This window comes from Massilia sp. 01N417, assembly GCF_056399645.1.
In genome coordinates this window covers 1-22477 of record NZ_JBFTRS010000001.1, presented here as the reverse complement: position 1 = coordinate 22477, position 22477 = coordinate 1, and the positions used below count along the sequence as shown (strand labels likewise).

At 65.4% G+C, this 22477-nt stretch carries 21 protein-coding genes; 9 read left to right on the top strand and 12 right to left on the bottom strand.

Features of this window, described 5'->3' with window-relative positions; translation table 11 throughout:
• Positions 1 to 119: 119 nt before the first annotated feature.
• Both AC1DOQ_RS00105 and AC1DOQ_RS00100 read left to right on the top strand, forming a co-directional pair.
• Positions 120 to 1223, top strand: a complete 1104-nt coding sequence (locus tag AC1DOQ_RS00105; RefSeq protein WP_477358760.1) for an anhydro-N-acetylmuramic acid kinase — start codon at positions 120 to 122, stop codon at positions 1221 to 1223.
• A gap of 10 nt (positions 1224 to 1233) precedes the next feature.
• Complete coding sequence (locus AC1DOQ_RS00100) at positions 1234 to 1650, top strand: GNAT family N-acetyltransferase (protein WP_477358757.1); 417 nt, start codon at positions 1234 to 1236, stop codon at positions 1648 to 1650.
• 58 nt (positions 1651 to 1708) lie between these two features.
• On the opposite strand, the gene erpA is transcribed toward AC1DOQ_RS00100, so the two are convergent.
• The 5 genes from erpA to rplM all read right to left on the bottom strand — a co-directional run bounded on the left by erpA (position 1709) and on the right by rplM (position 4799).
• Entirely contained in the window at positions 1709 to 2086 is a 378-nt protein-coding gene (gene erpA, locus AC1DOQ_RS00095; RefSeq protein WP_477358754.1) for an iron-sulfur cluster insertion protein ErpA, read from the bottom strand.
• A 54-nt stretch (positions 2087 to 2140) separates the two neighbouring features.
• Positions 2141 to 2557, bottom strand: coding sequence for a bactofilin family protein (locus AC1DOQ_RS00090; RefSeq protein ID WP_477358751.1), 417 nt, complete (start codon positions 2555 to 2557; stop codon positions 2141 to 2143).
• A gap of 125 nt (positions 2558 to 2682) precedes the next feature.
• Positions 2683 to 3720, bottom strand: a complete 1038-nt coding sequence (gene argC, locus AC1DOQ_RS00085; RefSeq protein ID WP_477358748.1) for an N-acetyl-gamma-glutamyl-phosphate reductase — start codon at positions 3718 to 3720, stop codon at positions 2683 to 2685.
• 248 nt (positions 3721 to 3968) lie between these two features.
• Entirely contained in the window at positions 3969 to 4361 is a 393-nt protein-coding gene (rpsI, locus tag AC1DOQ_RS00080; RefSeq protein ID WP_028102305.1) for a 30S ribosomal protein S9, read from the bottom strand.
• A 9-nt stretch (positions 4362 to 4370) separates the two neighbouring features.
• Positions 4371 to 4799 carry a 50S ribosomal protein L13 gene (gene rplM, locus AC1DOQ_RS00075; protein ID WP_258844852.1) on the bottom strand — a complete coding sequence of 143 codons (429 nt, stop codon included), beginning with the start codon at positions 4797 to 4799 and terminating at the stop codon, positions 4371 to 4373.
• A 272-nt stretch (positions 4800 to 5071) separates the two neighbouring features.
• On the opposite strand from rplM, the gene AC1DOQ_RS00070 reads away from it, so the two are divergent.
• From AC1DOQ_RS00070 to AC1DOQ_RS00055, 4 genes are read left to right on the top strand one after another with little or no spacing between them, the layout of a single operon-like run.
• A complete protein-coding gene (locus AC1DOQ_RS00070; protein WP_477358744.1) occupies positions 5072 to 6553 on the top strand; it encodes an alpha/beta fold hydrolase in 1482 nt (493 codons plus the stop codon).
• Positions 6554 to 6566: 13 nt separating this feature from the next.
• The gene (locus tag AC1DOQ_RS00065) at positions 6567 to 7301 is read left to right on the top strand and encodes an ABC transporter ATP-binding protein (RefSeq protein WP_477358741.1); all 735 of its coding nucleotides are present in this window, start codon (positions 6567 to 6569) and stop codon (positions 7299 to 7301) included.
• Complete coding sequence (locus AC1DOQ_RS00060; RefSeq protein WP_477358738.1) at positions 7298 to 8482, top strand: ABC transporter permease; 1185 nt, start codon at positions 7298 to 7300, stop codon at positions 8480 to 8482. The genes AC1DOQ_RS00065 and AC1DOQ_RS00060 overlap by 4 nt, the downstream gene beginning before the upstream one ends.
• A 41-nt stretch (positions 8483 to 8523) precedes the next feature.
• Positions 8524 to 8946, top strand: coding sequence for an OsmC family protein (locus AC1DOQ_RS00055; protein WP_442124028.1), 423 nt, complete (start codon positions 8524 to 8526; stop codon positions 8944 to 8946).
• A gap of 44 nt (positions 8947 to 8990) precedes the next feature.
• Here AC1DOQ_RS00055 and coq7 read toward each other — a convergent pair whose 3' ends face one another.
• Positions 8991 to 9638, bottom strand: a complete 648-nt coding sequence (gene coq7 / locus AC1DOQ_RS00050) for a 2-polyprenyl-3-methyl-6-methoxy-1,4-benzoquinone monooxygenase (protein ID WP_477358735.1) — start codon at positions 9636 to 9638, stop codon at positions 8991 to 8993.
• Positions 9639 to 9892: 254 nt separating this feature from the next.
• Here coq7 and AC1DOQ_RS00045 point away from each other — a divergent pair, with 254 nt between their 5' ends.
• The 3 genes from AC1DOQ_RS00045 to AC1DOQ_RS00035 are packed head-to-tail and all read left to right on the top strand — an operon-like array spanning position 9893 to position 14637.
• Complete coding sequence (locus AC1DOQ_RS00045) at positions 9893 to 10786, top strand: ABC transporter ATP-binding protein (protein ID WP_477358732.1); 894 nt, start codon at positions 9893 to 9895, stop codon at positions 10784 to 10786.
• A gap of 4 nt (positions 10787 to 10790) precedes the next feature.
• A complete protein-coding gene (locus AC1DOQ_RS00040) occupies positions 10791 to 14384 on the top strand; it encodes a M1 family aminopeptidase (protein ID WP_477358729.1) in 3594 nt (1197 codons plus the stop codon).
• A gap of 46 nt (positions 14385 to 14430) precedes the next feature.
• On the top strand, positions 14431 to 14637 hold the full coding sequence (locus AC1DOQ_RS00035; protein ID WP_477358726.1) for an addiction module protein: 207 nt from the start codon (positions 14431 to 14433) through the stop codon (positions 14635 to 14637).
• 126 nt (positions 14638 to 14763) lie between these two features.
• On the opposite strand, the gene AC1DOQ_RS00030 is transcribed toward AC1DOQ_RS00035, so the two are convergent.
• From AC1DOQ_RS00030 to AC1DOQ_RS00005, 6 genes are all read right to left on the bottom strand, one after another.
• Positions 14764 to 15690: a bile acid:sodium symporter family protein gene (locus AC1DOQ_RS00030; RefSeq protein WP_477358723.1), complete on the bottom strand. Its 927-nt coding sequence runs from the start codon at positions 15688 to 15690 to the stop codon at positions 14764 to 14766.
• Positions 15691 to 15792: 102 nt separating this feature from the next.
• Positions 15793 to 17439, bottom strand: a complete 1647-nt coding sequence (locus tag AC1DOQ_RS00025) for a methyl-accepting chemotaxis protein (protein ID WP_477358720.1) — start codon at positions 17437 to 17439, stop codon at positions 15793 to 15795.
• A 178-nt stretch (positions 17440 to 17617) separates the two neighbouring features.
• Positions 17618 to 18571 carry an IS1595 family transposase gene (locus tag AC1DOQ_RS00020; RefSeq protein ID WP_477358717.1) on the bottom strand — a complete coding sequence of 318 codons (954 nt, stop codon included), beginning with the start codon at positions 18569 to 18571 and terminating at the stop codon, positions 17618 to 17620.
• Positions 18572 to 18731: 160 nt separating this feature from the next.
• Entirely contained in the window at positions 18732 to 21425 is a 2694-nt protein-coding gene (locus tag AC1DOQ_RS00015; RefSeq protein ID WP_477358714.1) for a DNA topoisomerase III, read from the bottom strand.
• 266 nt (positions 21426 to 21691) lie between these two features.
• Positions 21692 to 22159: a Smg family protein gene (locus tag AC1DOQ_RS00010; protein ID WP_442124035.1), complete on the bottom strand. Its 468-nt coding sequence runs from the start codon at positions 22157 to 22159 to the stop codon at positions 21692 to 21694.
• 107 nt (positions 22160 to 22266) lie between these two features.
• The coding region (locus tag AC1DOQ_RS00005; RefSeq protein WP_477358711.1) for a DprA-like winged helix domain-containing protein at positions 22267 to 22477 on the bottom strand (211 nt) is incomplete at its 5' end.

Genomic DNA, 22477 nt, shown 5'->3' with positions numbered 1-22477 from the left:
ATAGAATGAAGCGCCTTGCACTGTAGAGTGCAAGGCGCTTTTGTTTTGTTCAATCTTGTTCATGGGGTCAGGGCCCGGTTCTCACGGGCGGGCCCTGATCCCATCCGACTACATAGAATATGTCCGCTTCTTCCCTCTACATCGGCCTGATGTCAGGCACCAGCCTGGACGGCGTCGACGGCGTCCTGGCCGATTTTTCCGGCCGCGGCATCCGCACCCTGGACGCCGCCTTCACGCCCTTCCCTGCCGAACTGCGTACCGAACTGATGGCCCTGCAGGCGGCCAGCGAGAACGAACTGGAACGCGAAGCCCTGGCCGCGAACGCGCTGGCGCGCTGCTATGCCGATTGCGTACAGCAACTGCTGGCCCGGGCCCCGGGTCCGGTGCGCGCCGTGGCCGTGCATGGCCAGACCATCCGCCACCGCCCGGAACTGGGTTTTACGCGCCAGACCAATAATCCGGCCCTGCTGGCCGAGTTGACGGGGGTCGACGTGATCGCCGATTTCCGCACGCGCGACATCGCCGCCGGCGGCCAGGGCGCGCCGCTGGTGCCGGCTTTCCATGAAGCCCGCTTCGGCAAGCCGAAAATGCTGAGGGTGGTGGTGAATATCGGCGGCATCGGCAATATCAGCGTGCTGCACGGCGACGGCCGCGTGAGCGGCTTCGATACCGGTCCCGGCAATGTCCTGATGGATTTGTGGGTTGCGCGCCACACCGGCAAGCCCTATGACGAGGATGGCGCCTTCGCGGCGGCCGGCAAGGTCGATGAACAATTGCTGGAGATCCTGCTCGACGAACCCTATTTCCGCCAGCCGCCGCCCAAGAGCACGGGCCGCGACCTCTTCCATGCTGAATGGCTGGATGCGAAGCTGGCCCAGCGTCCCGGCCTGGCACCGGCCGACGTCCAGGCCACCCTGACGCGCCTGACGGCGGTGACGATCGCGCAGGCGATCCAGGAGGCGACCGCCGGCCGGCCGGCCCAGGCCGTCTACGTGTGCGGCGGAGGCGCCTATAACGGCGTGCTGCTGAAAGACATCGCCGAGGCGCTCGGCGGCGGGATTCCGGTGGCCTCCACCGAGGAACTCGGCGTGGCGCCGAACCGGGTCGAGGCGCTGGCCTTCGCCTGGCTGGGCTACCGCTTCACGCGGCGCCAGCCGGGCAACCTGCCGGCGGTGACCGGCGCGGCGGGCCTGCGCGTGCTCGGCGCCCTGTATCCAGCCTGAGAGGCGTTCGATGACACAATATATTACGCAGCTGTCCACACCCTCGATCGATACCTACCGCATGCTGCGCGTGGGCGCCGGCCTGAGCCCGAAGACGGTGGAGGCGGCCGCGAGAGGCTTGCCGAATACCTTGTTTGCCGTGCAGATCCTGCATGAAGGCGCACCGGTCGGCATGGGCCGCGTGATCGGCGACGGCGGCTGCTTCTTCCAGGTGGTCGACATTGCCGTCCTGCCGGCCCACCAGGGCCAGGGACTCGGCAAGGCCATCATGCGCGAGATCATGGCCTATATCGAGCGCGAGGTGCCGGACAGCGGCTACGTCAGCCTGATCGCCGACGGCAAGGCGCATGCCCTGTACGCGCAATTCGGTTTCGTGCCGACGGCGCCGGCATCGATCGGCATGGCTTACCGGCGCGCGCCGGCATGACAATAAAATGGCCGCCGCGGCAATGCCGGGGCGGCCATTCGATGAATGCGAAGAACGATTACGCCGAGAACGAGGAACCGCAGCCGCAGGTCGAGGTGGCGTTCGGGTTCTTGATGACGAACTGGGCGCCTTCGAGGTCGTCCTTGTAGTCGATCTCGGCGCCGACCAGGTACTGGTAGCTCATCGAGTCGATCAGCAGGGTGACGCCGTTCTTTTCCATGGCGGTGTCATCGTCGTTCATGATCTCGTCGAAGGTGAAGCCGTACTGGAAGCCCGAGCAACCGCCGCCCTGAACGAACACGCGCAGTTTCAGGTCGGGATTGCCCTCTTCCTCGATCAGCTGGGCGACCTTCTCGGCGGCGCTGTCGGTGAAGTTGATGGGCGACGGCATGGTGTCCTGCTCTTGCGAGCGATGCAATTCGGCGATTGCGGTCATGGATAAACTCCTGATTGAATTCGGATTTCGTCCATTATAGACGGTTGGCGCCAGTCATGCTGATGCCCCTTCCGCCGCGACGCCCAAATGAAACACCGGCTCGGTGGCCGGGATCGACGCGGCTTCGTGGGTCAGCTTGCCCGTCACCAGGGCGCCGCCATGCATTTCCAGCAGGCGGTAATGGACATCCCCATGTATGCGGCCTTTCGGCTGTAATTCAAGCAGTTCCGTCGAGCGTACCGTCCCGGCGATGTAGCCGTTGACGACCAGGTTGGCGCAGCGCACCTCGCCCTCGATGCGCGCGTGCTCGGAGACGATCAGGACGCTGTCGGCGGCGGCATCGCCGGCAATCACGTTGCCATGCACCTCGCCGTCGATGCGCAGGCCGCCGGTGAATACCAGGTCGCCCTCGATGCGTGCGGAAATGCCGATCAGGCTATCGATTTCGCTTTTTGCATTACGACCGAACATGGGACTCCCCTCGCGTTGTGATGCGTTGCCAAGCAAGCTAGTGCAAAGATCAATTTACCGTGCTCAACATCACCTGCCTTGATCTGCATCTTGTCGGCAACCCTTGCGAGGGGAGGCGCGCTTCCTTACGGCAGCAGCGCGATTTGCTGCAGGCCCATGTTTTCCGGCACGCCGAACATCAGGTTCATGCATTGCACGGCCTGGCCGGCGGCGCCCTTGACCAGGTTGTCCTGCACCACCAGGATCACCACGGTGTCGCCGCCATCCGGACGGTGCAGCGCGATGCGCAGCATGTTCGAGCCGCGGGTCGAGCGGGTTTCCGGGTGCGAGCCGAAGGGCATCACGTCGACGAATTCGGCGTCGCGGTAGGCATCCTCGAACAGGGCCTGCAGGGCGGCGTTGTCGATCTCCTTCGTCAGGCGCGCGTACAGGGTCGAGTGCATGCCGCGGATCATCGGCACCAGGTGGGGCGTGAAGATCAGGCCGACTTTCTGGTCGGTATAGCGCTGCAGCTGGGCCGAGGTCTCCGGGGTGTGGCGGTGGCCGGCCACGCCGTAGGCCTTGAAGTTGTCGCTGGCTTCCGAGAACAGGGTGCCGATCTCGGCCTTGCGGCCGGCGCCGGACACGCCCGACTTGCTGTCGGCGATCAGGTTGCCGGCGTCGACCAGGCCGGCCTTCAGCAGCGGGTAGAAGCCCAGCTGCATGGTGGTCGGGTAGCAGCCCGGGTTGGCGATCAGGCGGGCCTGCTTGATGTCTTCGCGGTTCAGTTCCGGCAGGCCGTACACGGCTTCTTCGATCAGTTCCGGCGCGGTGTGCTCCATCTTGTACCACTTCTCGAAGGCGGCGCGGTCCTTCAGGCGGAAGTCGGCGGCCAGGTCGATGACTTTCACGCCGGCGGCCAGCAGCGCCGGGGCCTGGGCCATGGCGACGCCGTGCGGGGTGGCGAAGAACACCACGTCGCACTGGGTCAGGTCGGCCTTGTCCGGGCTCGAGAAGGCCAGGTCGACGTGGCCGCGCAGCGACGGGAACATGTCCGCCACCGGCAGGCCGTCTTCCTTGCGCGAGGTGATGGCGGTCAGCTGCACCTCGGGATGGGCTGACAGCAGGCGCAGCAGCTCCACGCCCGTGTAACCAGTACCACCAACGATGCCAACTTTGATCATGTTCTTTCCTTCGTAAAGATAAATAAGGCCCAGCGAGGACGAGGCTGCAATTTTAGCAGCGTCACCGAAAATTCGGGGTCAGAGCGAAAATTCGGGGTCAGAGCACTTTTTCAGCATGCGAAAAAGTGCTCTGACCCCGAATTTTCTGACCCCGAATTTTGACCCGAATTCTGAGGTAACAAAAAAGCCGCCGGCTTTGCAGCGGGCGGCTTTCTGTCTGGCAGCAGCGCAGGGCGCTGCAGATCCAATTAACGCTTCGAGAATTGCTTTGCGCGACGTGCTTTGCGCAGACCAACTTTCTTACGCTCGACTTCACGGGCGTCACGGGTGACGAAACCGGCACGTGCCAGGTCGCCCTTCAGGCCTGCGTCGTAGTCGATCAGTGCACGGGTGATGCCGTGGCGCACTGCACCTGCCTGGCCGGACTCGCCGCCGCCATGCACGTTGACCTTGATGTCGAAACGCTCGACGTTGCCGGTCAGTTCCAGCGGCTGACGGATGACCATCAGGCCGGTTTCGCGCGAGAAGTACTCGGCGGCCGGTTTGCCGTTCACGATGATCTGGCCGGTGCCAGCTTTGATGAACACGCGGGCGACTGCACTCTTGCGACGGCCGGTGCCGTAATTGTAGTTACCGATCATGTCAGTTCCTTAGAAATCGAGTGCTTGCGGTTGCTGGGCTGCGTGCGGGTGGGTACCTTCCGCATAGACCTTCAGCTTCTTGATCATGGCGTAGCCCAGCGGGCCCTTCGGCAGCATGCCTTTGACAGCCTTTTCCAGGGCGCGGCCCGGGAAGCGCTGTTGCATTTTCAGGAAGTTGGTTTCGTAGATACCGCCCGGGTAGCCCGAGTGACGGTAGTAGGTCTTCTGGGTGGCCTTGGTGCCGGTCACGCGCAGCTTGCCTGCGTTGACGACGACGATAAAGTCACCGGTGTCGACGTGCGGAGTAAATTCCGGCTTGTGTTTGCCGCGCAGTCGGCGTGCCACTTCGCTGGCAACACGTCCGAGGACTTTGTCCGTCGCGTCAATCACGTACCAATCGCGCTGGACTTCATGGCCCTTAGCGGAAAAAGTTTTCATGTTGACTTCCTATATCTAGGTGTAAATGCTCAAATGGTGGTTCCGCTCGTCGATGCTGCCAACCGCGGACTCTGCCTTATTGTCTTTTCCTGAGCAAATGGAAAGCCCACGATCATAGCTGATCGGGGGCTCCCCAGTCAAGCCAGCCTTGACGCATACCCCACACTCCGCATGGTGATCCAGCGCAAAGAAGGTTAATGCATATATGCAACTATTTGTTGACCCACAAAAGAATAGCAATTTACTATGGGTAACGTCGTAGAGGAGACTCCGTGAAAATCCGTCCGATCCTGCCTGCCCTGTTCGCCCTGCTGTACTCGGCGTCGGCGCTTGCCGCACCACCCGCCGCCTCCGCAGCCTCCGCCGCTTCGGCTGCCTCCGCCGGCACCAGTGCGGCCGCCAAGCCGGCCGCCCGCAGCTGCCACCTGCCCGGCGCCGAGGAAACGCTGCGCTGCCTGTCCATTCCCGTCCCGCTCGACTATGCCGCGCCCGCGGCCGCCGGCCTGAAGCTGCACGTGACGGTGGCCCCGGCCTTCCGCGAGCCGGCGCGCCCCGATCCGCTGTTCGTGCTGGCCGGCGGTCCCGGCCAGGCCGGCAGCGACGTGCTGCCGCTGCTGTCGGCCGCCTTCAAGCGCGTGCGCGCCACCCGCGACATCGTCTTCATCGACCAGCGCGGCACCGGCCTGTCCGGCAAGCTCGATTGCGAGACCCCGCCCAACGAAGAAATGCTGAGCGACGCCGAGATCGAAGCCGGACTGCGCCGCTGCATCGGCAGCAAGCCGGCGCCCTTCGCCGCCTACACCACGGCGGCCGCCGCACGCGACATCGAGCAGGTCCGCCGCGCCCTCGGCTACGGCAAGATCAACGTCTGGGGCGGCTCCTACGGCACCCGCCTCGGCCAGGCCTATGCGCGCGCCTTCCCGGACAGCGTGCGTTCGCTGGTGCTGGACGGCGTCGCCGCGCCGGAACAGGTGATCCCGGCCGGCGGCCGCGACGGCCAGGCCGCGCTCGACAAGCTGTTCGCGCAATGCCGGGCCGATACCGCCTGCAACAAGGCCTACCCCAAGCTGCGCGCCGAATTCGACGCCCTGGCCGCGCGCGCCGAGGCCGGCCTCAAGCTGTCGATCGCCGATCCGCGCACGGCCCAGCAGGTGACGTTCACGATGACCGGTCCGCGCTTCCTCGGCACCGTGCACAACATCCTGTACTCGCCGGCCGACGCGCGCCGCCTGCCCTTCCTGCTGCACAGCGCCTACCAGGGCCGTTGGGAGCCCTTCATCGCGCGCCACAACATCGCCGGCGACTTCGCCAGCGATGCCTCCAGCGCGACCCTGCTGTACCTGTCGGTGGTCTGCGCCGAGGACGTACCGCGCATGACGCCGGCGCTACTGAAGGACGACGCGGCGCTGCTCACGCGCCCGCTGGCCGACCGCATTCCCGGCCTGTGCAAGCTGATGTCGGTGCCGGCCGCGCCGTATGCCGAGCCGTCGACGATCCAGGCGCCGGCCCTGCTGCTGTCCGGCGCCCTCGATCCGGTGACGCCGCCGCGCCGCGCCGAAAGCGCCGCGCGCCACATGCGCAATGCCCAGCAATTGGTGGTGGCGAATGCCGGCCACGGCGTCTCGCAGCTCGGCTGCGCGCCGCGCCTGCTGCGCGAATTCCTCGACCGCCCGGCCAGCCCGCTCGACGCCAAGTGCCTGTCCGAGATCCCGGCCCCGACCTTCCAGCTCGGCAGCGCCGGCCCGCAACCCTGATCCCCAGCCCGCCATGATAGAAGTCCAGGAAGTACGCAAACAGTTCGGCTCCGTGCACGCCCTCGGCGGCGTCAGCTTCACCGCACGCGACGGCCAGATCACCGCCCTGCTCGGTCCCAACGGCGCCGGCAAGACCACCCTCCTGCGCACCCTGGTCGGGCTGCTCAGGCGCGACCACGGCAGCATCGCGATCGACGGCGTCGATCCGGAAAAGGATCCGCTGGCGGTACGCCGCAACATCGGTTTCCTGACCGACCAGTTCGGGCTCTACGAGCGCCTCAGCACCCGCGAATACCTGCAGTACTTCGGTGAGCTGAACGGCATGGCCGGCCCCGCGCTGAAACAGCGCATCGACGAAGTATCGGGGCTGCTGCAGATGGACGACATCCTCGAGCGCCGCGCCAAGGGCTTCTCGCAGGGCCAGCGCATCAAGGTCGCGCTGGCGCGCACGCTGCTGCACCGCCCGCACCACCTGCTGCTGGACGAACCGAGCCGCGGCCTGGACGTGATGAGCACGCGCGCCCTGCGCACCGCCTTGTCGAGCCTGCGCGCCGAGGGCTGCTGCGTGATCATGGCCACCCACGTGATGCAGGAAGTGACCCATCTGTGCGACGACGTGATCGTCATCGCCAAGGGCCATACGGTGGCCCAGGGCTCGCCCGAAGAACTGTGCCGGCGCACCGGCATCGCCAACCTGGAAGACGCCTTCGTCAGCCTGGTCGGCACCGAAGAAGGGATCGCCGCATGAAACCGAGCTTCCTGATCGTCTTCCTGAAAGAGCTGCGCGAAGCCCTGCGCGACCGCCGCACGCTCGGCCTGCTGGCGCTGTTCACCCTGATGTACCCGATCATGATCGGCTACGTGGTCAACCAGACCATCAAGCGCGCCACCAAGCCGGAGCGCGACGGCGTCGAGATCGCGGTCATCGGCGGCGCCCAGGCGCCCACGCTGATGGCCCAGCTCAAGCAGCGCAACATCACCGCCAGGGAGCTCGGCCCACTCGACGAGCCGGCGATCACCGAGGCGCTGCAGGCGCGCAAATACGCCGTGGTGCTGCGTCTGTCCGATAAATTCACCGAGAACTATGCGGCGATGCGCCCGGCGCGCGTCGAGCTGTGGTACGACTCGGCCGACGAGAACGGTCCGCGCCGCCGCGAGGTCGAGAGCGTGCTGGAAGCCTACAACGCCAACGTCGCCGGCGCGCGCCTGCTGGCCCATGGCGTGTCGCCGGCGACCCTGGCGCCGGTCCAGGTCCAGCGCTTCGATACCGCCACCAATGCCTCGCGTTCGGCGGGCCTGATCGGCGGCATCCTCGGCATCCTGTTCGTGCCGGCTTTCATCTGCGGCATGTCGACCGCCGTCGACAGCACCGCCGGCGAGCGCGAGCGCCGTTCGATGGAAGTGCTGATGGCGCAGCCGGCCAAGGCCTGGGAGCTGGTGGTCGGCAAGTGGCTGACCTCCGGCAGCCTGGCCATCATCGGCGTCACCCTCGAACTGGTGCTGGCGCATGCCATCCTGTCCTGGCTGCCGCTGGAAGAGATCGGCATGTCGTGGAGCATGGGCTGGGCCGAGGTGCTACTGATCTGCATCGTCAGCGTGCCGCTGTGCCTGTTCGCCGCCGGGCTGCAGGTGGCGCTGGCCATGAACGCCAGATCCTTCAAGGAAGCGCAGAGCGTGCTGAGTTTCGTGATGATCCTGCCGATGCTGCCGGCCTTCATCGTGCCGATGATGGAGCTGAAGACCGCGGACTGGATGTATATGGTGCCGGTGCTGTCGAACCAGACCCTGCTGCGCGAAATGAGCAAGGGCGGCGACATCGGCGCCCTGCCCGTCCTGATGACCTTTGCCTGTTCGGCGCTGGCGGCGGCCATCGCCGTCGGCTTCGCCAGCTGGCGCATGAAGAGCGAACGCTACGTGCTCTCCGTGTAAGCCTTAGAATAGACGGCCTGAATCACGCAAGGGAGAATGCAATGGAAGTCAAAGTCAGCTGGAACGGCCCGTCGGGGATGAGCTTCCGGGCCGAAACCGGCTCGGGCCACATGGTCAGCATGGACGGCGCGCCGGAAGGCGGCGGCCACAACCTGGCGCCGCGCCCGATGGAGATGGTGCTGCTCGGTACCGGCGGCTGCACCGCCTATGACGTGGTGCTGATCCTGAAGCGCGGCCGCGAGGACGTGCGCGGCTGCGACGTCACGCTGAAGGCCGAACGCGCGGACGCCGATCCGAAGGTGTTCACGAAGATCCACTTCCATTTCATCGTCAGCGGCCGCAACCTGAAGCCGGCGGCGGTGGAGCGGGCCGTCAACCTGTCGCACGACAAGTACTGCTCGGCCTCGATCATGCTGGCCAAGACGGCCGAGATCACGCACTCGTTCGAGATCGTCGAGGCGTAAATGCGTGGGCTCGGGGAGCCCACCCTACATGCGACGCAAACGCTTCAAATGTAATACGCGGTGGTGGTCATGACCTTGGCCATCGCCCGCATCGCCATGCGCACCGGCAGCGGCATCTCGGCCGCGCCCATCGCCTGGGCCTTGGCGCCGTGCTCGATCTCGTCGACGCGCATCTGGTCGACGATGGCGCGCGACTTGCCGTCCTGCGGCGGCAGTTTGTCCAGGTGGCTGTTCAGGTGGGCTTCGACCTGGCGCTCGGTCTCGACCACGAAGCCCAGGCTGTGGGCGTCGCCCATGCGCGCCGCCACCGTCCCCAGCGCATAGGCGCCGGCATACCACACCGGATTCAGGAGGCTCGGCTGGGAACCCAGTTCGGCCAGGCGTTCGGCGGTCCAGGCCAGGTGGTCTTCTTCCTCGCGGCCGGCCTGCTGGAACTGGGCGCGCATCGCCGCGCTGCCGGCATGGCGCGACTGCGAATCGTACAGCGCCTGGGCGCAGACTTCGCCGACGTGGTTCACACGCATCAGGCCGGCGCTGTGGCGCGCTTCCTGGGCATTCAGTTCGCAGTCCTGGGCCAGGGTGCCGGGATTCGGACGCGAAGCCTTGGCCACGCCGCCGACCACGCGCAGCGCGCGGTCGAAGCCCGAAATCAGGTTGTCGAGAGGATTGATGGAGCGGGACAGGTTATCCATGGCTTGCATGTTCAATACGCTGAAAGCGCCATTATATGCCTCCGCCGTATATTCCCCCCACCCGGCAGGGAAAGGAAGTTGTCAAACTGGACAGAAATTTTTCACTGCCGTATGCTGGGACGTTGTTTCCACTGCACCTGGTCGCGCGTTTTTGCATTCCGGGACGGTGAAACTGCCGTGTGTCGCATGGACGCTGCCCCTGGCGCTCATTTTTAATACAATGCAATAGTCATCAAAATACGCAGATTCTCACTATGGAATTAGAAATCCGCAACTTGTCCAAGACCTACGCCAACGGCGTGGTGGCGCTGGACGGGGTCACGCTGAGCATCCCGCCCGGGATGTTCGGCCTGCTCGGGCCGAACGGCGCCGGCAAATCGACCCTGATGCGGATCCTGGCCACCCTGCAGGAATGCGATTCCGGCTCGGTGTTCCTGGACGATATCGACCTGCTCGACGAAAAGGACGAGGTGCGCCGCCTGCTCGGCTACCTGCCGCAGGATTTCGGCGTCTATCCGAAAGTGACCGCTTACGAACTGCTCGACCATTTCGCCCAGCTGAAAGGGCTGGCGAACCGCGCCCGCCGGCGCGAAGTGGTCGACGGCCTGCTGCAGCAGACCAACCTGTTCGAGGTGCGCGACCAGCGCCTCGGCACCTTCTCGGGCGGCATGAAGCAGCGCTTCGGCATCGCCCAGGCCCTGCTGGGCGATCCGCAGCTGATCATCGTCGACGAGCCGACCGCCGGCCTCGACCCGCAGGAGCGGGTGCGCTTCCATAACCTGCTGTCCGACATCGGCCAGGACAAGACCGTGATCCTGTCCACCCATATCGTGTCCGACGTCGCCGACCTGTGCGCCAACATGGCGATCATCAACAAGGGCAATGTGCTGCTGTGCGGCGAGCCCGCCAGGCTGATCGAGGGCATCGAGGGGAAGATCTGGGCGCGCTTCGTCAACAAGCCCGAGCTGCTCGCCTTCCAGAAGCGCCACACGGTGATCTCGACCCGCCTGCTGAGCGGACGCCCGATGATCCACGTGTATGCCGAGCGCTATCCGGGCGACGATTTCGAACCCGTCCACCCCACCCTCGAAGACGTCTACTTCGCCACCATCGCCGGCCGCCACAACGCGGCGGCGGGAAACTGCTGAGTTCATGCGCGCGCTCTACGCCATTGCGCTGTTCGAGGCCCGGCAGCGCCTGAAGCTCCTCTCGACCTGGGTCTATTTCGCCTCCTTCCTGGCGCTGGCGATGCTGTGGGTGGCCGCGTCCGGCGGCGCCTTCAAGGATTTCACGGTCTCCTTCGGCGGCCGGGTGCTGGTCAACGGTCCGCGCCAGGTGGCGCTGTCGGTGGCCCTGCTGGGCTGCTTCGGCATCGTGGTGGCGGCCGCCATGCTGGGCCGCTCGGTGCAGCAGGACTTCGAATACGAGACCCATCACTTCTTCTTCAGCGCGCCGATTCCGAAGTCGGCCTACGTGTTCGGGCGCTTCCTCGGCGCCCTGGCCACGATGGCCGTGGTGTATTCCTCGATCGTGCTGGGCAACCTGCTGGGGACCCTGCTGCCGGGCGTCGACCCGTCGCGGGTCGGCCCGTTCTCGGCGCTGGCCTACCTGGCGCCCTACTTCCTGACCCTGCTGCCCAACCTATTCATCTTCGGCGCCATCTTCTTCGTGCTGGCGGCGCTGACGCGGCGCATGCTGCCGGTGTACGTGGCCGGCGTGGTGATGATGATCGGCTACCTGGTGGCGCCCTCGCTGGCGCGCGACCTCGACTACAAGACCCTGGCGGCCCTGATCGACCCCTTCGGCACCACCGCCCTGATCCGCCTGACCGAATACTGGACCATCGCCGAGCGCAACACGCGCATGGTCCCCTTCGAAGGCGTGTACCTGGCGAACCGCCTGATCTGGTCGGCTTTCTCGCTGGTCGTGCTGCTGCTCGGCTACTGGCGCTTCAGCTTCGTCGCCAGCCCGCCGGCCCGGCGCGCGGCCGCGCGCGGCGAAGGCGAGACCGCGGCGGCCACGCCCCAGCCGGCCGCCGACACGCGCGAGACGCCCGACTTCGCCGCCCGCAACCTGGGCCTGCTGCTGCTGAAATCGACCTGGCTCAACCTGCGCGAGTCGGTCAAGAACGTCTACTTTGCCGTGATCGCGCTGGCCGGCGTGCTGGTGCTGGTGGTCAGCTCGCTCGACCTGGGCACCATCTACGGCACCACCACCTATCCGGTCACCTACATGGTGCTGGACCTGATCCGCGACGTGTTCGCGGTGTTCCTGCTGATCGTCACCACCTTCTATGCCGGCGAGATGGTCTGGCGCGAACGCGAATCGCGCATGGCCCAGATGCTGGATGCGATGCCGATGCCGAGCTGGCTGCCGCTGGCGTCCAAGACCCTGGCCCTGGTCGGCCTGCAGGCGGTGCTGCTGCTGGTGGCGATGCTGTGCGGGATGCTGATCCAGCTGTTCCGCGGCTACGTGGCGCTGGAGCCCGGCCTCTACCTGTTCACCCTGTTCGCCGTGCTGCTGCCCAAGTATGCGCTGGTGGCGGTGCTGGCGGTCGCGGTCCAGGCCATCCTCAACCACAAATACCTCGGCTACTTCGTGCTGGTGCTGTACTACGTGGCCAGCATCACCTTGTCCACGCTGGGCCTGGACCACCCGATGCTGCTGTACGGCGCGCTGCCGGACGTGACCTATTCGGCGATGAACGGCTTCGGCCACCACCTGGCGCTGCAGCGCGCGCTGCTGGTGTACTGGGGCGGCGCCGCGCTGGTGCTGCTGGCGGCCGCGCTGGTGCTGTGGCCGCGCGGCGTGACCGACCGCTTCCACGACCGCCTGCAGCTGGCGCGCCAGCGCCTGAGCCCCGGCGTGCTGGGTGCCTTCGGCCTGGGCGCCCTGCTGTTCCTGGGATCCGGGCTGCTCCTCTGGTACAACCTGGAACACGTGGGCGCCTACCAGTCCGCCTGGACCAAGGACCGCCTGCGCGCCGAGTACGAACTGCGCTACCGCCGCTACGCGAAACTCCCGCAGCCGCGCATCACCGACGTCGACCTGCAGGTCGACATCATGCCGGCCACCCGCACCCTGAAGGTGAAGGGCGCCTACCAGCTGGAGAACCGCAGCGGCGCGCCGATCCCGGAACTGGTCCTGACCCAGCAGCCCGGCCCGGTGCTGCGTCTGCGCTTCTCGCAGGCGGCTCAGTTGGGGATCAAGCTGCTGTCCGCCGACGCCAAACGCGGCTTCTACCGCTACGCCCTGGCCACGCCGCTGGCGGCGGGCGCGCGCATCGCCCTCGAATTCGAACTGGAGGATGCGCCGGGCGGCGTGCTGGGCCTGGGCCGCGACACGGCGGTGGTGGGCAACGGCACCTTCTTCAGCAATGCGATCCTGCCCCGCGTCGGCTACCAGCACAATGTCGAACTGCAGGACGACCGCGACCGCAAGCGCCACGGCCTGGGGCCGAAGGAGCCCATGGCGGCGCGCGAGGACCAGGGCGCGCGCGCCAGCAACTACCTCGGCAGCGACGCCGACTGGATCCGCTTCGACGCCGTGGTCTCCACCTCGCTCGACCAGATCGCGGTGGCGCCGGGCACCCTGGACAGCGAGTGGATGGCCAAGGGCCGCCACTACTTCCACTACCGGATGGACAAGCCGATCCTGAACTTCTATACCTTCCAGTCGGCGCGCTACGAAGTGCGGCACGACCGCTGGCAGGACGTGACGATCGACGTCTACTACCAGCCCGGCCACGACTTCAACGTCGACCGCATGATCGGCGGCGCCAAGGCCGCCCTCGAATACGGCACCAGGCACTTCGGCCCCTACCAGTTCCGCGAGCTGCGCATCGCCGAATTCCCGCGCTATGCCTCGTATGCCCAGGCGGCGCCGGGCGCCATCGCGTTCTCGGAGAGCGCCGGCTTCATCGCCAAGGTCGATCCGGAATCGCGCAAGGACATCGACTACCCGTATTACGTGACCGCCCACGAAGTCGGCCACCAGTGGTGGGCGCACCAGCTGATCGGCGCCGACACCCGCGGCGCCACCGTGCTGTCGGAGAGCCTGGCCGAATACACGGCGCTGATGACGATGCGGCGCACCTTCGGCTCCAGCAAGATGCGGCGCTTCCTGCGCTACGACCTCGAGGAATACCTGATGGGCCGGGCGACGGAACGCAAGCGCGAGCTACCGCTGGCGCAGAACGAGGACCAGCCCTACATCCACTACCGCAAGGGCAGCCTGGCGATGTACCTGCTGCAGGACCTGGTGGGCGAAGATGCCGTCAACGGCGTGCTGCGCCAGCTGCTGGCCGAATACGCCTTCCACGGCGCGCCCTACCCGACCGTCACCACCCTGGTCGAGAAACTGCGCGCGGTGACGCCGGCCGACAAGGCCTACCTGATCGACGACCTGTTCGAGTCCATCGTGCTGTACGGGAACCGCGCCGACAGCGCCAGCGCGCACCGCCGCCAGGACGGCAAATACGAGGTGACGATCCGCGCCACCGCCGGCAAGGTACGCGCCGGTGAACTGGGCGAGGAACACGAGGTGCCGCTGAAGGACTGGATCGAATTCGGCGTCGACGACGAAAACGGCAACCCGCTGGCACGCGAGCGCCGCCTGGTCGAACGCCGCCAGCAGACCGTCGTGCTGGTGGTCGACGCACGCCCGGCAAGGGCCGGCATCGACCCCGATAACAAGCTGATTGACAGGAAACCAACGGATAATATGGTCCCTGTCGACACGCAATAAACTTCACGTTATTATCTGGTCACAATTTCCTGTTAGGAGTATGAGGATGTCTACCGTCGCAGAACTGGCCGCACAGATCCAGCTGCTTTCCAAAGCGGAAAAGCGCGAGCTGATGCAGTTGCTGCTGACCGACAGCGACGACCCGGAACAGGACGCCGACGAAGCCTGGCGCGCCGAGATCGTGCGCCGCGTGAAGGCGATCCGCAACGGCGAGGCGGCCATCCGCGCGCTGCAGGAAGACTTGCGGGAGTAATCTGCCGGTAACGCTGCCTGCGGCAGACCTTGAAGAACCGCGAAGCGATTCGCGGTTTTTTTATTCCTTCCCGACATGGAAGAAATGATGCTGGGAGCCGTGCGCATCGCGCCGGCGCCTGAGCGATCAATCGGTCCTGCGCGCGAACCAGGCCGCCAGCACCGAACCCGACAGGTTGTGCCAGACGCTGAACAGCGCACTCGGCACCGCCGCCAGGGGACTGAAATGCGCGGCCGCCAGGGCGGCGCCGAGTCCGGAATTCTGCATGCCCGTCTCCAGCATGACCGCCTTGCGCTTGGCGAGGTCCATGCCGAACAGCCTGGCGAACAGGTAGCCGAGCGCGAAACCCAGCAGATTGTGCAGGACCACGGCTACCAGGATCAGCAGGCTGCCGGTCGCCAGCTTGGGCTGGTTCAGGGCAACGACGATGGCGACGATCACCACGATGGCCGCCGTGGACACCAGCGGCAGGACCTTGACGCTGGCCGCCGCCTGCCGGCGGAACAGGGTCTTGGCAACAATCCCCAGCAGGATGGGCACGATGACCACCTGCACGATATCCAGGAACAGGGATTGCGTGTTAATCGTCATCCATTTGCCGGCCAGCAGGGACACCAGGGCCGGCGTGGCGAGCGGCGCGACCAGGGTCGACACCGAGGCGATCGACACCCCGAGCGCGACATCGCCCTTCGCCAGGAAAGTCATTACGTTGGAGGCGGTGCCGCTAGGGCAGCAGCCGACCAGGATCACGCCGACAGCGATGTCCGGCGGCAGCCGCAGCGCCACCGCCAATACGTAGGCGATGCCGGGCATGATGAGGTAGTGGCCGACGACGCCGATGGCGACGTCCTTCGGCCGGCGGAAGACTTCCCTGAAATCCGCCGCCGACAGGGTCAGCCCCATGCCGAACATGACGATGCCGAGCAGGGGCGTGATCCAGGCCTTGTGGCCCGTGAACAGCTGGGGCGCGAAAAAGCCGAAGCAGGCAAACAGGAGGACCCAGGCCGAAAATGTTCTGCCGACAAAACTGCTGACTTTTTCCAGTGCCTTCACGCGTGTTCACTTTCCGATGACGAAACCTGGAAGAGCGTAGCACGCCTCTATCGGCAATGCTTATAGGCACTGCCGATTTATCGGCTCAGCTTCTGAATCGGCTCAGAAGCTTTCCCAGCCATCGCCGGCCGTCACGGCTGGCGCCTTGCGCGGCGCGGCCAGCACCGGACGGGCCGGGCGGGACGCCGCCTGCCGGCCTTCGCTGCCGGTGCGGAAGGTGCCGACCAGGCCCGCCAGGCCGTCCGCCTGCTCCTGCATCGCCTCGGCGGCCGCCGCCGCCTGCTCGACCAGCGCCGCATTCTGCTGGGTCACCTGGTCCATCTGGGTGATGGCCTGGTTGACCTGCTCGATGCCGGCGCTCTGCTCGTCGCTGGCGGCGGCGATCTCGCCGATGATGTCGGACACCCGCTTGACGCTGCCGACCACCTCTTCCATCGTCCGCCCCGCCTGGTCGACCAGGCGCGAACCGGTGGCGACCTTCTCGACCGAGTCGCCGATCAGCTCCTTGATCTCCTTGGCGGCCGCGGCCGAGCGCTGGGCCAGGTTGCGCACCTCGCCGGCCACCACCGCGAAGCCGCGGCCCTGCTCGCCCGCACGGGCCGCTTCCACCGCCGCGTTCAACGCCAGGATATTGGTCTGGAAGGCGATGCCGTCGATGACGCCGATGATGTCCGAAATGCGGCGCGCCGACTCGTTGATCGAGCCCATGGTGCTGACCACCTGGGCCACCACCTCGCCGCCGCGCACGGCGTTCTCGGAGGCCGTGGCCGCCAGCTGGTTGGCCTGGCGGGCGTTATCGGCGTTCTGCTTCACGGTCGAGGTCAGCTCTTCCATCGACGAGGCCGTCTCTTCCAGCGAGCTGGCCTGCTGTTCGGTGCGCGAGGACAGGTCCTGGTTGCCGGCATTGATCTCGCTGGAAGCGGTGGCGATGGTGTCGGTGCCGGCGCGCACGCGGGTCACGATGTCGAGCAGCGCGCCGTTCATCTCCTTCAGGGCCGCCATCAGCTGGCCGGTCTCGTCCTTCGAGCGCACGTCCACGTGCGCCGTCAGATCGCCCTCGGCCACGCGCCGGGCGATGCTCACCGCATAGCCGAGCGGCGCCGTGATGTTGCGCGCCAGCCAGATCGCCACCGCCAGGCCCAGCACGACGGCAACGAGGCCGCCGCCAATCAGGGTCAGCGACATCGAGGCCGAGCGGGCGTCGGCGGCCTTGGCGCGCTCGGCCATCAAGCCGTTCTCCTCGGCCTTCATCTCGGCCAGCAGCTTGCGCATCGCATCCATGCTCTGCTTGCCCTTGCCAGCCTGCTCGGCGGCCACCACGGCGGCGATATCGGCATCCTGGCCGGCGCGGCGCAGCTTGATGGTCGGGTCGACGGCGCCGTCGAGCCACTTCTGCTGCTCGTCGGCGAGACGCTGCAGGCGTGCCTGCTGGTGCGGATTGTCCGCGGTCAGCTTGCGAGCGGCTTCCAGGTGCTGGCGGAAGTCGTCCTTGCCGGCGTTATAGGGCTCGAGCGACGCTTCCTTGCCGGTCAGGGCAAAGCCGCGCTCGCCGGTTTCGGTGTTGACCAGCGCCAGCAGGACCGCGTCGACCTCGGCGAGCACCTGGTGGGTATGCTCGTTCATCCGGTTGGCATCGCCCAGGCGCGCGAAATTGAAGTAGGACAGGCTCACCAGCGTGATCAGGAGAGCCAGGATCGCGCCAAAGCCGAGGTACAGGCGGGTTGCAATATTGAGGTCGAAGAGTCTCATGTCGGAATATCAATAATTGAGCGATTTGCGGATCCGAAACGTGAAATGTGTCGCAATTTCGGTTGCCGCACGGAAATATACATGATTTCTTGTCAGATTTGTATATTGCGTGCGCAATTCCGTTAATTTTTTGAGACAGTGACTGAGGAGCTGGTCGAAAAAAAAGGCGCTGTTCGCGCTAGGTGTTGAACCGGCCGAGCGCCGCTCTCAAAAAGGCATCCGCACTGGCGATCCGCCGCCCATCCAGCGCCCAGCGCCAGCCGAAGTAATGGGGCAGATAGCGGCTGGCGACGCCGCGGAATGGCAGCAGCCAGGCGCGCATCCGGCTGTGGTACGCGTTGACGTTCTGGATGTGCAGCGCACCGCGCCTTCGTTCGCCGGCGCTCGCGTTGATGGCTTCATGTGAGATCCCGAGCTCCTGCGCGAATGCCGGATAGGCCGCATGGCTGTCGGTCACCAGCAGCACGTCGCGCTCCAGCCTTGGCCCCAGGTGCTTTACTAACTGCCGCTTGCTGACGCTGCCCTTGCCGGTCATGGCATCGATGGTCCGGCCGCTGCGATCGCGCGCGACCAGGATGCACACCTGCTCGTTCGAGATCCCACGCTTTGTCGCCTTGCCACCACGCTTTCGTGGCGGACGGTCGAGGCTTCTGGAACCCTTGTGCGATTCGAGCACATACATCTCATCGGCTTCGGCGATACCGCTCAAGCGCTGCGGCCGGTCATCCTTGCTCAAGGCCAGGAAGCGGTGACGCCATCGAAAACTGGTCGCACTGGCCACGCCGATCTCGCGCGCCGCGCGGCGCACGCTGCGGGAGTCGAGCATGCCGCCGAGGTAGTCGAGCCAATGCCCTTTGTAGCGCAGCCGGGCCAGCGGCGTGCCGCTGAGCAGGTTGAAGGTGCGGCGGCAACTGCGGCAGCGGTAGCGCTGCAGTCCGTGCGCATGGCCGTGGCGATAGGGTTTGCTGGCCTGGCAGTGCGGGCAACAGGGTGGTGCGGCGGGCTGCTCGACGATCTCAAGTACGCGATCGAGGCCGGCTACCGATTGCAGCAGTTCGAGCACGCGGTCGCGTTGCCGCCGGGTCAAGCTGGACAGACGTTGCAGGAACTGTTCGAACTGCCGTGCTTGCATGGTGCCTCCGTCAACGCTTCAGGTCGACATTGGACCGCAGGCTTACGAAATAGATTCCACACTTGGCGCGAACAGCGCCAAAAAAAACCCGAGGCCGGCAAGCGGCTTCGGGTTTCTGTACAGCTCGATACGATACGCCGGCGACGCCGGCAGGAGGCGTTTATTCTCCGGCCGTTACCTTCTTCGCGGTGCTCGCCGCGCGCTTGGCCGGCGCTTTCTTTGCCGCTACCGTTTTGGTCGCGCTCTTGGCGGCCGTCTTGGTGGCGGTCTTGGCAGCGGTCTTGGCCGCCGCCTTACGCGCGGTGGGCTTGCTCGCTACCGCCGCGCCGCCCTCGTCTCCGCCCTCGTCGGCAGCCGCAGCCTTGCCCTTGGCGCCCGGCTTGGCCTTGCGCTCCTCGAACTCGAAGCTGATCTTGCCGTCCTTGCCGCGCACCAGGAAAGCCTTGAAGGCGCGGCGCGTACGCTGCGATACGAAGCCCGGCAGCAGATCCGTCTTGCCTTCGTTCAGCAGCTTGGCCATCTGCTCGGGCAGGATTTCCTGCTGCAGGATGATGCGGCTGCTGCGGAAGTCGCAGGTCTTGGGCTTGGCCACGCTGTTTTCGCAGACGTAGGCCAGGGGCATCTCATAGACGCCGGCGTGGCATTTCGGGCAGGGACCGACCGCGGTCTGGCCGCTGAAGTCGACGCCTTCGCCCTCCTCGCCCTCATCCTTGTCCTGGCCGAAGTCGAACTCCAGCTTGTAGTTGTGGATGTCCTCGTCGCGCACGATGCGCAGGACCGCTGCGAACGGACGGCCCATCTTCGAGCGGAAGCCCTGCAGCGGACCGATGGTGCGGTTCTTCAGCAGTTCCTCGACTTCCTCGATCTCGAACTGGCGGCCGCCCGGCACCTTGCTCATCGAGAAATCGCACTTGGTGCAGGCGAAGCGGCGGTAGTTTTCCTTGACCACGCCGGCGCAGTTCGGGCACGGCGTCTTGAGCGTCGCGTACTCGCCCGGGATGGTGTCGTTGTCGTATTCCTTGGCGCGCTTGACGATGATCTGGGTCATCTGCGCGATCTCGCGCATGAACTCTTCACGCGAGATCTGGCCCTTCTCCATCTGCGACAGCTTGTATTCCCATTCGCCGGTCAGTTCCGGCGCGGTCAGCTCGTTCACGCCCAGGCCGCGCAGCAGGGTCATCAGCTGGAACGCCTTGGCGGTCGGGATCAGGTCGCGGCCTTCGCGCAGCAGGTATTTCTCGGTCAGCAGACCTTCGATGATGGCGGCGCGGGTCGCCGGCGTGCCCAGGCCCTTGCCGGCCATGGCGTCGCGCAGTTCGTCGGAATCGACCAGCTTGCCCGCGCCTTCCATCGCCGACAGCAGGGTCGCTTCGTTGTAGCGTGCGGGCGGCTTGGTCACCAGGCCGTTCGGCGTGACCTTGTCGGCCAGCACCTTCTCGCCCTTGGCGACCGGCACCAGGCTGGCGCCGTCCTTGTCGTCGCCGGCGGCTTCCTTGCCGTACACGGCCAGCCAGCCGGGGTTGGTCATGACCTTGCCCTCGGTCTTGAACTGGTGGCCCGAGACTTCGGTATAGCGGGTCGTGACCAGGAACTCGGCGGCCGGGAAGAACAAGGCCATGAAGCGGCGCGTGACCAGGTCGTAGAGCTTCTGTTCCGGCTCGGACAGGTTCTTCGGCACCACGCCGGTCGGGATGATCGCGAAGTGGTCCGAGATCTTGCTGTTGTCGAAGATGCGCTTGTTCGGCTTGACCCAGCCTTTATCCAGGATCTGCTTGGCGAACTGGTGGTAGTTCGAGTTCCCCTTCAGCACTTCCAGGGTCTGCTTGACCGTGTTCAGATAGTCTTCCGGCAGCGCGCGCGAATCGGTACGCGGGTAGGTCAGCACCTTGTGCTTCTCGTACAGGGCCTGGGCCAGGCCCAGGGTGTTCTTGGCCGAGAAGCCGAAGCGGCCGTTGGCTTCGCGCTGCAGCGAGGTCAGGTCGAACAGGGCCGGGGCCATCGAGGTGGTCGGCTTCGATTCCTCGGTGACGATACCCTGCTTGCCATGGCAGGCCACGACGATGGATTCGGCGGCGGCCTTGCTCCACAGGCGTTCCGGACGCTTTTCCGGATCGTTCTCGTCCTTCTTGAACTTGGTGTCGAGCCAGCGCCCTTCGTAGACGCCGGCGGCGCAGACGAACTCGGCGCGCACTTCCCAGTAGTCGCGCGCCACGAACTTGCGGATTTTTTCCTCGCGCTCGACCACGATCGACAGGGTCGGGGTCTGGACCCGGCCGACGGTGGTCAGGAAGAAGCCGCCCTCCTTGGAGTTGAAGGCGGTCATGGCGCGGGTGCCGTTGATGCCGATCAGCCAGTCCGCTTCCGAGCGGCAGCGCGCGGCGTCGGCCAGCGGCAGCATCTCTTCGTCGCTGCGCAGGTGGGCGAAGCCGTCGCGGATCGCGTTCGGCGTCATCGACTGCAGCCACAGGCGCTTGACCGACTGCTTGGCCTTGGCGTTCTGGGCGATCAGGCGGAAGATCAGTTCACCTTCGCGGCCCGCGTCGCATGCGTTGATGAGGGTCGTGACATCCTTGCGCTTGATCAGCTTGTTCAGCACCTTGAGGCGCGATTCGGTCTTGGCGATCGGGTTCAGGGCGAAGTACGGCGGGATCATCGGCAGGTGAGTGAAACTCCACTTGCCGCGCTTGACGTCGTATTCCTCCGGCACCGCGATCTCGAGCAGGTGGCCCACCGCGGACGACAGGACGTATTCGTCGGATTCGAAATACTCATCGTGCTTGGTGAAGCCGCCGAGCGCCTTGGCGATGTCGTTCGCCACGGAGGGCTTCTCGGCAATGATGAGGGCTTTGGTCATATGGTTTCTCTATGTATTCGGTGGTCGCGGCACGCGCATCATACATGACGGCGGCCGCACGGATCAGGATCACATCCCCTGGATTCCCGTCCGTTGATAGCTTATTGGTAACAATTAACAAGTAGCCGCAAATGATAAGCGGGTTGACGCGCACTCCGCAAGTAGACTCTGCCTCCCGTATGCTGAGGGAAAATACGCCTCATCTTGCTTTGTTGCAAGAAAAAACGGGGCCGCAGCCCCGTTTTCATCATGACGATTGTGAAATATCAGTGTAGCAAGCGCGGTTCGGCGTCTTCGTCTTCGTCGGCCCCGAACAGGTCGTCGAACATGAGCGCGTCCGGCTCCTTGCCCTGGCTCCACAGCAGCATCAGGACGATGATCTTCAGTTTGCCCAGCGTGACCGGTGATTCGTCCAGCGCCAGCGCGCGTTCGATGACGATCTCGCGCTGCGAGGCGGTGAGCAGACCGGCCAGCTCGAGGAACTGGATGAAGCCGACGGCAGCGCTGCCGAGGGCATCGACTTCTTGCGAAATATAGAAACGGGTACCGCTGGATTCAAGGGCCGGATTGGTGGTACCGGCCATTTCGGTGAGACCGTTCAGCCAGTCCAGCGCTTCGGAAATCTCGACATCGTCGAAACCGACGGCGGACAGCTTGCGCGCCAGGGCGGCCGGCTCGGGACAGGCATCGGGACGGTAATACGTCTCGTAAAGGTAGACTAGGATGTCGAACATGGTGACGCTACTGTAGCAGCTAAGTTCGCCCCGGCACAAGTGCGTCACAAGGTCCACTGCCGTCCAGAAACATCACCGTTGTTTATCGGCCTTATCCGCTTCTCTACTTACTTCACTACTCTTTGCACCCTGCCACCAGGCTGGCGTTCGACCATTCCGGCGAGCTCGAGCGCAAGCAATTGGCTGCTCAATAATGCGGGGCCGATGCCCAGCGATGCCAGCAGAATATCGGGCTCGACCGGGTCGTGGCCGAGCGCGGCCAGCAGGGCGTCGCTGCCGGCCGGCGCACCGTCCGGACCGGCGGCCGGCGCATCGCCG

Excerpts from the sequence above, each read along its gene's own strand:
- argC (WP_477358748.1), bottom strand. The coding sequence starts at position 3,720 with ATGATCAAAGTTGGCATCGTTGGTGGTACTGGTTACACGGGCGTGGAG.
- coq7 (WP_477358735.1), bottom strand. The coding sequence starts at position 9,638 with ATGGATAACCTGTCCCGCTCCATCAATCCTCTCGACAACCTGATTTCG.
- AC1DOQ_RS00045 (WP_477358732.1), top strand. The coding sequence starts at position 9,893 with ATGGAATTAGAAATCCGCAACTTGTCCAAGACCTACGCCAACGGCGTG.
- AC1DOQ_RS00040 (WP_477358729.1), top strand. The coding sequence starts at position 10,791 with ATGCGCGCGCTCTACGCCATTGCGCTGTTCGAGGCCCGGCAGCGCCTG.
- AC1DOQ_RS00090 (WP_477358751.1), bottom strand. The coding sequence starts at position 2,557 with ATGTTCGGTCGTAATGCAAAAAGCGAAATCGATAGCCTGATCGGCATT.
- AC1DOQ_RS00100 (WP_477358757.1), top strand. The coding sequence starts at position 1,234 with ATGACACAATATATTACGCAGCTGTCCACACCCTCGATCGATACCTAC.
- AC1DOQ_RS00020 (WP_477358717.1), bottom strand. The coding sequence starts at position 18,571 with ATGCAAGCACGGCAGTTCGAACAGTTCCTGCAACGTCTGTCCAGCTTG.
- AC1DOQ_RS00060 (WP_477358738.1), top strand. The coding sequence starts at position 7,298 with ATGAAACCGAGCTTCCTGATCGTCTTCCTGAAAGAGCTGCGCGAAGCC.
- AC1DOQ_RS00035 (WP_477358726.1), top strand. The coding sequence starts at position 14,431 with ATGTCTACCGTCGCAGAACTGGCCGCACAGATCCAGCTGCTTTCCAAA.
- AC1DOQ_RS00025 (WP_477358720.1), bottom strand. The coding sequence starts at position 17,439 with ATGAGACTCTTCGACCTCAATATTGCAACCCGCCTGTACCTCGGCTTT.
- rpsI (WP_028102305.1), bottom strand. The coding sequence starts at position 4,361 with ATGATCGGTAACTACAATTACGGCACCGGCCGTCGCAAGAGTGCAGTC.
- AC1DOQ_RS00105 (WP_477358760.1), top strand. The coding sequence starts at position 120 with ATGTCCGCTTCTTCCCTCTACATCGGCCTGATGTCAGGCACCAGCCTG.
- AC1DOQ_RS00010 (WP_442124035.1), bottom strand. The coding sequence starts at position 22,159 with ATGTTCGACATCCTAGTCTACCTTTACGAGACGTATTACCGTCCCGAT.
- AC1DOQ_RS00015 (WP_477358714.1), bottom strand. The coding sequence starts at position 21,425 with ATGACCAAAGCCCTCATCATTGCCGAGAAGCCCTCCGTGGCGAACGAC.
- erpA (WP_477358754.1), bottom strand. The coding sequence starts at position 2,086 with ATGACCGCAATCGCCGAATTGCATCGCTCGCAAGAGCAGGACACCATG.
- rplM (WP_258844852.1), bottom strand. The coding sequence starts at position 4,799 with ATGAAAACTTTTTCCGCTAAGGGCCATGAAGTCCAGCGCGATTGGTAC.
- AC1DOQ_RS00065 (WP_477358741.1), top strand. The coding sequence starts at position 6,567 with ATGATAGAAGTCCAGGAAGTACGCAAACAGTTCGGCTCCGTGCACGCC.
- AC1DOQ_RS00055 (WP_442124028.1), top strand. The coding sequence starts at position 8,524 with ATGGAAGTCAAAGTCAGCTGGAACGGCCCGTCGGGGATGAGCTTCCGG.